This window comes from Actinomadura sp. NPDC049753 (genome assembly GCF_040674655.1).
Lineage (GTDB): Bacteria > Actinomycetota > Actinomycetes > Streptosporangiales > Streptosporangiaceae > Spirillospora > Spirillospora verrucosospora.
Window position 1 is genome coordinate 1 of sequence record NZ_JBFARL010000240.1, and the last position, 11,165, is coordinate 11,165.

13 protein-coding genes are annotated in these 11,165 nt (G+C 73.3%); 5 read left to right on the forward strand and 8 right to left on the reverse strand.

Annotated elements, in window-relative coordinates; genetic code table 11:
• Nucleotides 1-801, forward strand: an 801-nt coding sequence (locus AB0K37_RS36410; protein ID WP_363989140.1) for an aldehyde dehydrogenase family protein, incomplete at its 5' end; no start/stop codon positions are given.
• A gap of 62 nt (nucleotides 802-863) precedes the next feature.
• Here the strand turns inward: AB0K37_RS36410 and AB0K37_RS36415 are convergent.
• Nucleotides 864-1,235 (reverse strand): hypothetical protein, encoded by a 372-nt coding sequence (locus AB0K37_RS36415; protein WP_363989143.1) that lies wholly within the window; start codon nucleotides 1,233-1,235, stop codon nucleotides 864-866.
• Here AB0K37_RS36415 and AB0K37_RS36420 point away from each other — a divergent pair.
• From AB0K37_RS36420 to AB0K37_RS36430, 3 genes are read left to right on the forward strand one after another with little or no spacing between them, the layout of a single operon-like run.
• Nucleotides 1,210-1,866 (forward strand): hypothetical protein, encoded by a 657-nt coding sequence (locus tag AB0K37_RS36420; RefSeq protein ID WP_363989146.1) that lies wholly within the window; start codon nucleotides 1,210-1,212, stop codon nucleotides 1,864-1,866. The genes AB0K37_RS36415 and AB0K37_RS36420 overlap by 26 nt on opposite strands.
• A gap of 7 nt (nucleotides 1,867-1,873) precedes the next feature.
• Entirely contained in the window at nucleotides 1,874-2,119 is a 246-nt protein-coding gene (locus AB0K37_RS36425; protein ID WP_345173269.1) for a DUF2630 family protein, read from the forward strand.
• Nucleotides 2,116-3,090, forward strand: coding sequence for an LLM class flavin-dependent oxidoreductase (locus AB0K37_RS36430; RefSeq protein WP_363989149.1), 975 nt, complete (start codon nucleotides 2,116-2,118; stop codon nucleotides 3,088-3,090). Before AB0K37_RS36425 ends, AB0K37_RS36430 begins: the two co-directional genes overlap by 4 nt.
• 28 nt (nucleotides 3,091-3,118) lie before the next feature.
• On the opposite strand, the gene argS is transcribed toward AB0K37_RS36430, so the two are convergent.
• The 6 genes from argS to AB0K37_RS36460 all read right to left on the reverse strand — a co-directional run bounded on the left by argS (nucleotide 3,119) and on the right by AB0K37_RS36460 (nucleotide 8,963).
• On the reverse strand, nucleotides 3,119-4,864 hold the full coding sequence (gene argS / locus AB0K37_RS36435; protein WP_363989151.1) for an arginine--tRNA ligase: 1,746 nt from the start codon (nucleotides 4,862-4,864) through the stop codon (nucleotides 3,119-3,121).
• A gap of 52 nt (nucleotides 4,865-4,916) precedes the next feature.
• Complete coding sequence (gene plsX / locus AB0K37_RS36440) at nucleotides 4,917-6,068, reverse strand: phosphate acyltransferase PlsX (RefSeq protein WP_363989164.1); 1,152 nt, start codon at nucleotides 6,066-6,068, stop codon at nucleotides 4,917-4,919.
• 380 nt (nucleotides 6,069-6,448) lie between these two features.
• On the reverse strand, nucleotides 6,449-6,862 hold the full coding sequence (locus tag AB0K37_RS36445; protein WP_363989167.1) for a hypothetical protein: 414 nt from the start codon (nucleotides 6,860-6,862) through the stop codon (nucleotides 6,449-6,451).
• Between the two features lie 102 nt (nucleotides 6,863-6,964).
• Nucleotides 6,965-7,336: a hypothetical protein gene (locus tag AB0K37_RS36450; protein WP_363989154.1), complete on the reverse strand. Its 372-nt coding sequence runs from the start codon at nucleotides 7,334-7,336 to the stop codon at nucleotides 6,965-6,967.
• The gene (locus AB0K37_RS36455) at nucleotides 7,333-8,241 is read right to left on the reverse strand and encodes an alpha/beta hydrolase (RefSeq protein ID WP_363989157.1); all 909 of its coding nucleotides are present in this window, start codon (nucleotides 8,239-8,241) and stop codon (nucleotides 7,333-7,335) included. The genes AB0K37_RS36450 and AB0K37_RS36455 overlap by 4 nt, the downstream gene beginning before the upstream one ends.
• The gene (locus AB0K37_RS36460) at nucleotides 8,238-8,963 is read right to left on the reverse strand and encodes a DUF998 domain-containing protein (RefSeq protein WP_363989159.1); all 726 of its coding nucleotides are present in this window, start codon (nucleotides 8,961-8,963) and stop codon (nucleotides 8,238-8,240) included. Before AB0K37_RS36460 ends, AB0K37_RS36455 begins: the two co-directional genes overlap by 4 nt.
• Before the next feature lie 403 nt (nucleotides 8,964-9,366).
• Between AB0K37_RS36460 and AB0K37_RS36465 the strand changes: the two genes are divergently transcribed.
• Nucleotides 9,367-10,653 (forward strand): lysine 2,3-aminomutase, encoded by a 1,287-nt coding sequence (locus AB0K37_RS36465; protein WP_363989161.1) that lies wholly within the window; start codon nucleotides 9,367-9,369, stop codon nucleotides 10,651-10,653.
• On the opposite strand, the gene AB0K37_RS36470 is transcribed toward AB0K37_RS36465, so the two are convergent.
• On the reverse strand, nucleotides 10,613-11,143 hold the full coding sequence (locus AB0K37_RS36470) for an MFS transporter (RefSeq protein WP_363989170.1): 531 nt from the start codon (nucleotides 11,141-11,143) through the stop codon (nucleotides 10,613-10,615). The genes AB0K37_RS36465 and AB0K37_RS36470 overlap by 41 nt on opposite strands.
• Nucleotides 11,144-11,165 lie beyond the last annotated feature (22 nt).

Consider the following 11,165-nt stretch of genomic DNA (forward strand, 5'->3'; position numbering starts at 1 on the left):
TTCCCCCGCTCCGAATCCGGCAGGTCCTACCCCGTGACCGACACCAAAGGCCGCCTGCTCGCCAACGCCTCCCAAGCCTCCCGCAAGGACGCCCGAGACGCCGTGGTCGCCGCCCGCAAGGCCTTCCCCGGCTGGTCCGGACGCACCGCCTACAACCGCGGCCAGATCCTTTACCGGATCGCCGAGATGCTGGAAGGCCGCCGCGACCAGTTCGTCGACGAACTGCGCCAGGCCGGCGCGTCCAAGGGCGCCGCCGGGACGGAGGTGGACACCGCCGTCGACCGCTGGGTCTGGTACGCCGGCTGGGCCGACAAACTCACCGCCATCGCCGGCGCCGCCAACCCCGTCGCCGGGCCGTTCTTCAACTGCTCCACCCCCGAACCCACCGGCGTCGTCGCCGTCGTCGCGCCCGACTCGCCCCTGCTCGGCCTGGTGTCCGTCCTGGCCCCGGTCATCGTGACCGGCAACACCGCCGTGGCGATCGCGTCCGAACCGGCGCCGCTGCCCTCCGTCACCCTCGCCGAAGTCCTGGCGACCTCCGACCTGCCCGGCGGCGTCGTGAACATCCTCACCGGCCACCGCACCGAGATCGCCCCCTGGCTGGCCGCCCACATGGACGTCAACGCCATCGACCTCGCCGGCGCCCTCCCCGAGCACCTCCAGGAACTGGAGGACAAGGCGGCGGGGAACCTCAAGCGCGTGCTGCTCCCGACGGGCGACAACTGGGCTGATGAGCCCGGAACCGCACGTATGACCGCGTTTCTGGAGACCAAGACCGTCTGGCATCCGGTGGGCGTCTGAGCTGAAATGACGCCGCGTGTGTAGAGGGTCACGAAGTGTGGAATAGATCTCCCCGTAACTGATCACAGTGGGGGGAGATCAGTGCCTACCAAGACAGCATCGCGTACGGCGAGCCGAGGGTCGGCCGCCCGTACGAAGAGCACATCAGCGACCAAGTCCACTGCCGCCAAGAAGCCGGCGGCGAAACGGACCTCGGCGGCGAAGACGCCGTCGCGGTCCACGACCAGCCGCACGACCGCGACCAGGAGCGGCACGGCGAAGAAGCCGGCCGCGTCCAGCCGGTCGTCGGCGTCGTCGTCGGCGGCCGCGACCCGCGTCACCAAGGCCGCGAGCCAGGCCAAGACCGCCGCGACGCAGATGAAGTCGGTGGCGACCAAGGCGTCCTCGTCGGCCAAGGCCATGACGGCGATGACCAAGGCGATGACCAGCGCCACCAAGGCCATGTCCGACGCCGCCAAGGCGATGGACGCGGCGGCGAAGGTCATCACCACCACCGCCAAGTCGACGGGGACCCGCGCCACGACGGCGAAGAAGACCACGGCGGCGGGCAAGAGCGGCACGAGCCGGACCACGGCCCGCAAGTCCACCACGGCGGCGTCGAGCCGGTCCGGGACGGCGTCGGCCCGGACGAGCGCCTCGAAGACGTCCACGGCGCGCAAGTCCACGTCCAAGGCGGCCACGTCGCGGACGGCGGCATCGGCGAAGACGTCCGGCACCGCGAAGACGACGGGGACGGCCAAGACGTCGGGGACGGCCCGCAAGGCGGCCGCGCCCAAGTCCAGGACCAGCGCCGCCCGCAAGTCGACGTCGTCGCGGACGACCACGAGCACCGGGTCGGGCACCGCGAAGGGGCCGGCCAGATCGGGGACCGCCAAGTCCGCGGCCCCGGCCCGCAAGACGCCCGCGCGGACGGCGACCACGCGGACGACGACCGCGGGCACGCCCGCCGCGCGGCCCGCGCCGCCGCCGCCCGTCGTGGAGCCGAAGACCAACTCGCTCCAGCACTCCACGCGGACGGACGGCGGGTTCCTGAGCGGGCTCACCGACCGCGGCCGCGAGCGCTGAGACTCCGATGGACGAGAAGGACATCCTGGCTCGCATCGACGAGTACGTGGGGGAGGAGCGGCGGCTCCGCGAGCGGTACCAGCGCGACGAGCTCGACCGTGAGGAGGAGCACCGGCGGCTGGAGCGGCTGGAGGTCGCGCTCGACCAGTGCTGGGACCTGCTGCGCCGCCGCCGGGCCAGACTGGAGGCCGGCGAGGACCCCGGCGGCGCGGAGGTCCGGCCGCCGGACGAGGTCGAAGGTTACCTGCAGTGACGCCGCCTCGGCCGAAACGCCCGCTGCGGTTCGGCCTGTCCCTCGCCCCGGACGCCTCCGCCCCGCTGCTCCACACCGCCCGGGAGGCGGACCGGTTCGGGCTCGACCTGCTCGGGATCCGCGACCAGCCGTACCGGCGCGACACCGCCGACGCGCTCGCGCTGATGGCGGCCGTGCTGGCCGGCACGTCCCGGATCCGGGTGCTGCCCGCGGTGGCGTGCCTGCCGCTGCGGCAGCCGGCCGCGCTCGCCAAGGCGATCGCGACGATGGACCGGCTCAGCGGCGGCCGCGCCGAGCTCGGGCTCGGCACGGGGATGGAGCCGGGCGGCGTCGAGGCCTACGGCGGGCCGCGCCTGGACGGCGCGGCGTCGCGGCGCGCCCTGGAGGAGGCCGTGCAGCTCATCCGGCTGCACTGGAGCGACCAGAACGGGCTGCGGTTCGCGGGGGAGCACTACCGGTTCGCGGCGGCGCAGGCGGGCCCGGCGCCCGCGCACCAGATCGGCATCTGGTTCGGCGTCACCGGGCCGCGCGGCCTCGACCTCGCCGGGAGGGTCGCCGACGGCTGGATCGCGCCGTCGTCGCTCGTCCCGCCGAAGCGGCTCGCGGACGGGCAGCGCCGCGTCGACGAGGCCGCGCTGAGAGCCGGTCGCGGACCCGGCGAGATCCGCCGCGTCTACGTCCTCGAAGGGGACGTCGACGGGCGGGAGTCGCGGGGCTTCCTGCACGGCCCGCCGCGCCAGTGGATCTACGAGCTGACCGAGCTGGCCGTCGGGCACGGCGTCGACACGTTCCTGTACGGGGGCGACCCCGAGCAGCTCCCGGTGTTCGCCCTGGAGATCGTGCCGGCCGTCCGCGAGCAGGTCACCCGCGAACGGGCCGGGCACGCGCAGGGCCCCGCGCAGGGGGAGGCCCGGCCGCAGGCTCCGTCCCTCCCCGGACAGCCCTCGCCGCACGGCACGAGCGTGCCGTGACGTACGGGCGCCGCGCCCGGCGCCCGTCTCACATGCGCTCGGGGGTGGGGACGCCGAGGAGGCCGAGGCCGGTGACGAGCGTGCGCAGCGTCGCCGCGCACAGCGCCAGCCGCGACGCCCGCGTCTGCTCGTCGGGGGCCTTCAGCACCGGGCAGTTCTCGTAGAACGTCGTGTAGACGTCGGCGACCGAGTAGACGTAGCTCGCCAGCCGGTGCGGCTCGGCGGTCTCGCCGGCCTGCTTCAGCACGGCGCCGAACCCGAGCAGCTCCAGCGCCAGCGCCCGCTCGGCCGGATGGGCGAGCGTGATCGGGCCGGTCGCGTCCTCGGGGGACAGGCCGCCCTTCCGGAAGATCGACCGGATCCGCGCGGTCGCGTACTGCAGGTACGGGCCGGTCTTGCCGTTGAACGAGATCATCCGGTCGAAGTCGAAGGTGTACTCGCTGTCGCGCGCCACCGACAGGTCGGCGTACTTCACCGCGCCCATGCCGACGGCCTGGACGATCTCGGCCCGGGTCGCGTCGTCGAACGGCTCGTCGTGCTGGATCTCGTCGAACACGGCGCCGGCCCGCTCGACCGCCTCGTCCAGCAGCTCCGACAGCTTGACGGTGCCGCCGGCCCGGGTCCGCAGGATCTTGCCGTCGGTGCCGAGGACGTTGCCGATCTGCGCGTGCTCGGCCTTGACCTCGTCGTTCAGCCAGCCCGCCATCCGCGCGACGGCGAACACCATCTGGAAGTGCAGCGACTGCGGCGCCCCGACCACGTAGATCATCCGGTCGACGTGCTCGGTGTCGACCCGGTACCGGATCGTGGCGAGGTCGGTGGTGGAGTAGTTGTAGCCGCCGTCGCTCTTGCGGATGATCACCGGGAGCGGCTCGCCCTCCCGGCCGGTGAACCCGGGCGGGAACGCGCACAGCGCCCCGTCGCTGATCACCGCGATGCCCTTGTCCTCCAGCTCCCGCGCGGTCGGGGCCAGCAGGTCGTTGTAGTAGCTCTCGCCCTTGATGTCGTCGTCGGTGAGGGTGACGCCGAGCCGCCCGTAGACGGAGTTGAAGTACCGCTTCGACACCTCGACGAGGACGTTCCACAGCCGCAGCGTCTCGGCGTCGCCCGCCTGGAGGGCGACGACCCTGCGCCGGGACCGGTCGGCGAACGCCTCGTCGCCGTCGAACTTCTCCCGCGCGGCCTGGTAGAACGCGGTCAGGTCGCTGACGGACGAGTCGTCCCGCGCGGCCGCGTCCTCCCCGAGGTCGAGCAGGTGCTCGATCAGCATGCCGAACGGGGTGCCCCAGTCGCCGACGTGGTTGTCCCGGACGACCTCGTGCCCGAGGAACGCCAGGATCCGCGCGATCGCGTCGCCGACGATCGTGGTCCGCAGGTGCCCGACGTGCATCTCCTTCGCCACGTTCGGGGAGGAGTACTCGACGACGACCTTCTGCGGCTTGTCCGCGAGGGGGACGGCGAGCCGCTCGTCCTCCAGGGCCCGCTGCGCCTCGCCGGCGATCCACCCGTCGCTGAGCGTCAGGTTGATGAACCCGGGCCCGCTGACCTGCACCTGCGACACGACCCCCGCCGTGTCGAGGTGCGCCGCGATCTCCTCGGCCACGTCTCGCGGCTTGCGGCCCAGCTTCTTGGCCAGCGGCAGCGCCACGTTGGCCTGAAGGTCGGCGAACTGCGACGGCCGGATGACCGGGTCGGTGTCCGCGTACGACGGTCCGAAAGCGGCGCTCAGCGCGGCCTGGACCCGGGCGGCGAGTACGAGTTGCGGATCGGGCATGACCCAAGGTTATCGGCGACGCGGCAAGGCCCGGAATCGGTTTCGCGCGGGGCTAGTGCCCGGCGGGCGGCTCCGTGCGGTCGGGGACGGTGTCGGCGGCGGGGGAGGGGACCTCCGGGACCTTCTCGCCGGGCCGGTCCGCCGGCCTGTCGGCGGGCCTGTCGCCGTCGCGCTCGCCGTGCGTCCAGCGCCCGAAGCGGGACGTGCGGGTCGCGGCGACCTGCTCGCGGATCCGCTCGACGATCCGCCCGGCGGCCAGCCGGTGCGCCAGGTCGCAGGCCGAGGTGATGGCGCGGGCCCGGGAGGCGCCGTGCGCGATCACGACCGTCCCGTTCAGGCCGAGCAGGACGCCGCCGCCGTAGGTGTCGGGGTCGAGGCGGTCGCGCAGGTCCTGGAGGCGGCGCCGCTGCAGCAGCGCGCCCATCCGCGCGGCGGGGGTGGAGGTCATCGCGTCGCGGATCTCCGCGAACGCGGTGGCGACGGTGCCCTCCACGGCCTTGAGCGCGACGTTGCCGGTGAAGCCGTCGGCGACGACGACGTCGACGCGGCCGCTCAGCAGGTCGTGGCCCTCCACGTTCCCGGCGAACTCGATGCCGTGGCTGCCGGTCGCGAGCAGCTCGTGCGCCCGCTTGGTGAGCTTGTTGCCCTTGCCCGGCTCGGCGCCGATGTTGAGCAGGCCCACCGACGGCCGGTCCACCCCGAGCAGGATCTGCGCGTACGCGGTGCCGAGCGCGGCGAACTGGACGAGGCCCTCCGGTTTGACGTCCGCGGTGGCGCCCGCGTCCAGCAGGATCGTGGGGCGCGGCCGCGTCGGCAGGGCCACCGCGATCGCCGGGCGCATCACGCCCTGCTGCCCCTTGAGCCGCAGCCGTGACGTCGCCACCACCCCGGCGGTGCTGCCCGCCGAGACCAGCGCCGACGCCCGGCCCTGCTTGATCAGGTGGCAGGCGATCGCGATGGACGAGCGGGGCTTGCGCCAGCTCGCGAGCGCGCCCTCGCCCATGTCCAGGGCCTCGTCGGCGTTCACGATGGGGATCGTGCCGAGGACGCCGTGCAGGTCAAGCTCCCGCCGGATCCGCGCCGCCCGCCCGACCAGCACCAGCCGGACGCCGTGCTCGCGGACCGCGGCCACCGCCCCCGCGATGATCTCTTCGGGGGCGTGGTCGCCGCCCATCGTGTCGACCGCGATCGGCAGCGGGCGCACCGTCGCGGGACGGCGCGGCGCCGGGCGCGGCGCGGTGCTTCCGGGCGGCGGGGCGGATCGCGGCGGCGCCGGGTTCGTCCGGGGCGGGGCGCCGCCGGACGGCCCGGGGCGGGACGGCCCCGTGCTGGACGGCCCCGTGCTAGAGGGCCCTGTGCGGGACGGTGCGGTGCGGGGCGCCGCGGGGCCCGGCTCGGGCGGGCCGGGCTCCGCCGGGCGAGGCGTCACGGGCCGCGACGGCTCGCCGGTGCCGGTCATGGCCGCTCCAGGAGGACGGAAGGAAACACGGTGGGCCGCAAGAACGCAGCTCATCGCATCGTATGGCGTCCTTTCGCCTGCCTCGGCGCCCCACGCCCGGAGTGGCGATCCTCACGCCGACGGCCCTAGCCCTCGTTCTTGCGGCAGTCGGCGCCCAGGCACGACGCGTTCTCCACGACCGGCCGGCCGTCCACGAGGATCGTGTAGTAGTTGCGGCGCGACTCCTGCTCACCGCTGCCGATGACCTCGACCGGCTTCTCGTCCGAGGTCATGCCGGTGCAGGACACGCGCATCTTCTTCCTCGTCCAGCCGGGCAGGTCCGCGCACCGCAGCGGCGCCCCCAGCCGCACGCCGCGCTTCTGCAGCTCGGCGGTGGCCGTCACGGGAAGCGCCCTGCGCAGTGCGGCCTGAGTCTTGTACTGCAACTCCTCGCCGCCGGACATCAGAAGGAACGCGCCGCCGCCCACAGCGGCGATCACGAGGAGCGCTACGGACCCCAGGATCAGGGCCGGCTTGCGGCCGATCCGGAGGCGCGGCATCTTCACGCTGGGAATCTTCACACTCGCTACGTCACCGACGGTACGGCCCTGCATGCACTGCGTGTTCGGATTTTCCGTTCCGTAGGCGGATTCGTTGCCCGGTCAGCCGTTCGGGTGCTCGCAGCCGAGGCCCAGGCAGCTCTTGCGGAGCACCTCGCGCCCGCCGACGGTCACCACGTAGGACTCGCGCGGACGTTCGGTGTCGGCGTCGTGGGCGACGCCCTGCACGGTGACCGGCTCCCCGGTCGTGGTCCGGGCCGTGCAGTCGACGCGGACCACCGAGTCGGTCTCCCGGCCCGGCGACCTGCAGTCCGGGCGCCCCCGCAGGTCGATGCCCCGCGCGCCCAGTTCGTCCACGACCCCGTCGGTGACGGCGTTGCGGTACGCCCCGTCGGAGATCCTCTGCATGACCTTGCAGCCGGACATCGTCGCGGCGAGCAGGATCGCGAGCACGGCGGCGGGAAGGCGCCTCATGCCGCCCCCTCCATCCGGCGGAGGCCGGCGACCGCGTCGGCCACCGCGTCGGGACGGTCGAGCGGGACCATGTGCAGGGCGTCGGGCAGCTCGATCCGCCTGCCGTGCGGGGTCATCCCGGCGAGCCGCTCGTGCGCCTCGGCCCAGGCGCGCTTGCGGTCGTCGCCGTCCACGTCGCCCAGCGCGGTCACCACGGCCAGCGGGACGGGCGGGAAGGGGCGCCGCCCGCGCAGCCCCGCCAGGTCGGCGGCCATCTCCCGGTAGGCCAGCTCCTCCGCGAGGACCGTGCCGAGGACCGTCCCGCGCCCGTACACCGACCGGACGACCTCCTCCGGGACGATGTCGTCCCGGAGGCTGGTGCGCTTGAGGACCATGCGGCGGCCGAGCGGCCCGGCGACCCGCGCCAGCCGGGTCGCGCCGAGCACCGCGCCCGCCGCGGCGGCGAGCGGGGCCAGCGCGGCGGCCAGCCGCACGGGCACCCACGCGTCGCCCTCGTAGCTCGGATCGAGCAGCACCATGCCCCGCACGAGCCGGTGGCGCGTCCTGGCCAGCGCCTCGGCGGCGAACGCGGCCATCGAGTGCGCGAGGACGGTCACCGGCCGGCCGGCCCGCTCCGCCAGGGCCCCCATGACGGCGGTGTCGCGGCGCAGCGAGGGCGGCGCGGCGGCCGCGGGGCTGAGCCCGAGGCCCGGACGGTCGTAGACGATCACCCGGTGGTCCTTCCGGAGCAGCGCGACCGAGGGCTCCCAGTCGAACCAGGCGCCGCCCAGCCCGGAGCTGACCAGCAGCGGCGGCCCGTCCGCCGGGCCCGACTCGACGACGTGCACCTGCTCGCGGCCCACGTTCACGATCTCGCCGGGGCCGCGGTCCGCGCCGCCGGCCGCCCTGCCGTTCGCGCGGCTCACAGGAGCGCCTCCGCCCGGTCGTCCGGCGCGTCCCGCGCCGCGCGCGCCGCGTCCCTCCGGTCGGAGTACAGCGCCCACGCGATGGTCAGCAGCCCCAGGCACAGGATGCCGATCTGGACGCGCTGGACGATCCCGAGCCACTGCCCCGCGTACATCGCCACCAGCGTCCCGAGCGCGGCCACCGACTCGGCGAGCGCCAGCAGCCAGCCCCAGCGGGCCAGGGCGGGCCACCAGCCGTACCGGCGGGCGGCCAGGGACAGCAGCAGCAGCGCCGCCACCCCGCAGACGATCACGGCGCTGCTGGTCACCGAGTGGAACTCGTGGGAGAACGACACGTTCTCGGAGCGCTCCCGGAGGGCGCACCAGGTCTCCAGGCTCGGCGCGCAGTCGAGGGGGAAGGACGCGTCGCCGATGGCGCACACGCCGAACAGGCCGAGGAACACCCACCCCGCGGTGGCGAGGGGCTTGCGGGTGAGGTTGCGGAGCGTCCCGGCCGCCACCAGGATCGACAGGACGCCGGTGATGAGGTCACCGGCGCTGTAGACGAAGTGGAACGGCTGGTCGGAGGCCGACAGCTCGCTCACGTAGCCGTTGAAGAAGTCCAGCTTGGGGCTGAGGAGGTTCTCCAGCACGAAGCTGGCGTAGGTGACCGACGCCAGCCCCGCGAGGACGATCAGGTGCATGGGGACGACACCCGGCCCGCCCCGGTGGTCAGCGTTCACCCGGCCCCCTCACGCCCGCGCGGTCCGCGCGCCGATCGGTCCTACCCGCCCCCCAGTATTTCCGAACCGGCCGCAGCTGCGTGACCTGGGGCGGTCTTAGCCGAGTATCCGCTGGCCGAAGACTTGAGCGGCGCTGACGGAGAAGTTGACGTCCTGTAGCCGTTGGACAAGACATGAGGCGTCAACGATGATGACGGAGCCTATTTGTCGGGGATGTCCTGACCATGGCTTTGTCGGGGCGGTACAGGGGGTATTAATTCGGCATGAAGCCACCCCAAACGGTTGAATGAGGGTGGCCCGAGCGGTTCTGATCACGGTACGTGGCGGCGCGCCCGGGTGCGCTTCCCCCGCTGACAGCAAGGAGTACCAACACGTGACACTGGTGAACGACGCGGCTCCCGCAATGCGATCCACCGGTCGCAAGTTCCGCGCCTTCACGGCGAAGCACCTCGACGAGCTCACTGCTCGCGCGGGGCTGACACCCGCGCAGCGGCTCGCGACCCGGGCGGTGGCGACGGTCCTGCCCTTCCGGACGAACGCATACGTCATCGAGGAGCTCATCGACTGGTCGGCGGCCCCCGACGATCCGATCTACCGGCTCGTCTTCCCCCAGGAGGACATGCTTCCCGCCGAGGACGTCGCGCATCTGTCGGACCTGCTGAGCCGCGAGGCGCCGAAGGCGGAGATCGAGGCCGCCGCCCACCTGGTGCGGATGAAGCTGAACCCGCATCCGGCGGGCCAGATGGAGCTCAACATCCCGAGCTTCGGGGACGGCAAGATCCCCGGGATGCAGCACAAGTACGACGAGACGGTGCTGTACTTCCCCAAGCAGGGCCAGACCTGCCACGCCTACTGCACCTACTGCTTCCGGTGGGCGCAGTTCGTCGGCGAGGCCGACCTGAAGATGGCCGGTGACGAGCCCACCGCGCTGCGCGAGTACATCCTCGCGCACCCCGAGGTCACCAGCGTCCTGTTCACCGGCGGCGACGCCATGATCATGGGCGAGCCGGTGCTGCGCCGCTACGTCGAGCCGCTGCTCGACATCGAACAGCTCGAATCCATCCGGATCGGGACCAAGTCGCTGGCGTACTGGCCGCAGAAGTTCGTCACCGACCCCGACGCCGACGACATGCTCCGGCTGTTCGAGCAGGTCGTCGCCTCGGGCAAGAACCTGGCGTTCATGGCGCACTTCACGCACCCGCGCGAGCTCGAACCCCTCATGGTCGCCGAGGCGTGCCGCCGCATCCGCGACACCGGGGCGGTCATCCGCACCCAGGCGCCGCTGATCCGGACGATCAACGACGACCCCGCCACCTGGGAGAGCATGTGGCGCACGCAGACCCGGATGGGTCTGATCCCGTACTACATGTTCGTCGAGCGCGACACGGGGCCGCAGGACTACTTCGCGGTGCCGCTCGGCCAGGCGTACGAGATCTTCCGCGACGCCTACAAGCACGTCTCCGGGCTGTCGCGGACCGTCCGCGGCCCGTCCATGTCGGCCACGCCCGGCAAGGTCTGCGTGGACGGGGTCCTGGAGATCGCGGGCCAGAAGGTCTTCGCGCTGCACTTCATCCAGTGCCGCGACGCCGACCTCGTCGGCAAGCCCTTCTTCGCGCAGTACGACCCTGAGGCGGTCTGGCTGGACCACCTCAAGCCGGCCTTCGCCGACCGCTTCCCCTGGCAGAAGTAGCCGCTTCCGTGGCGTGTTGGCTCCTCGCGGGGCGAACACGCCACACCCCCCGGCGCAGCGGCCGGTGGAGGCAGAGGCACGCGACCAGCGTCGCGGCCCCGCACAGCGCCATGACCTGTCCGGGCGCCACCGCCTCGCCCAGGGCGCCCGCCGCCCCGATGCCGGCGGCCTGGCCGGTCATGAGGCCGCTGCCGTACAGGCCGATCGCCTGCCCGCGGATCTCCTCGGGCACCGCGTCCACGAGCCGCCGCTGGACGACCAGCTCGTAACCCAGCCCGAACGTCCCGGCCGCCATCAGCGCGCACGCCGCCGGCAGGCCCGGCCCGAAGGCGAACAGCAGGAGCGGCGCGCCGGTCAGCGCGGCCAGCGGCAGCGCGAGCCGCTCCCGCAGGTCCGGGCGGATCCAGCGGGCCGCCACCGAGCGGGTTGCTGCGGCCCCAACTGCCGGACGCGTCGATGACCGCTCGGGCGGCGATGTCTGCCACGGCACTGTCCGGGCCGACCGCGCGGAC

Coding starts and splice junctions, on each gene's coding strand:
- AB0K37_RS36420 (WP_363989146.1), top strand. CDS start 1,210: ATGACCAAGGCGATGACCAGCGCCACCAAGGCCATGTCCGACGCCGCC.
- AB0K37_RS36425 (WP_345173269.1), top strand. CDS start 1,874: ATGGACGAGAAGGACATCCTGGCTCGCATCGACGAGTACGTGGGGGAG.
- argS (WP_363989151.1), bottom strand. CDS start 4,864: ATGCCCGATCCGCAACTCGTACTCGCCGCCCGGGTCCAGGCCGCGCTG.
- AB0K37_RS36445 (WP_363989167.1), bottom strand. CDS start 6,862: ATGCCGCGCCTCCGGATCGGCCGCAAGCCGGCCCTGATCCTGGGGTCC.
- AB0K37_RS36450 (WP_363989154.1), bottom strand. CDS start 7,336: ATGAGGCGCCTTCCCGCCGCCGTGCTCGCGATCCTGCTCGCCGCGACG.
- AB0K37_RS36465 (WP_363989161.1), top strand. CDS start 9,367: ATGCGATCCACCGGTCGCAAGTTCCGCGCCTTCACGGCGAAGCACCTC.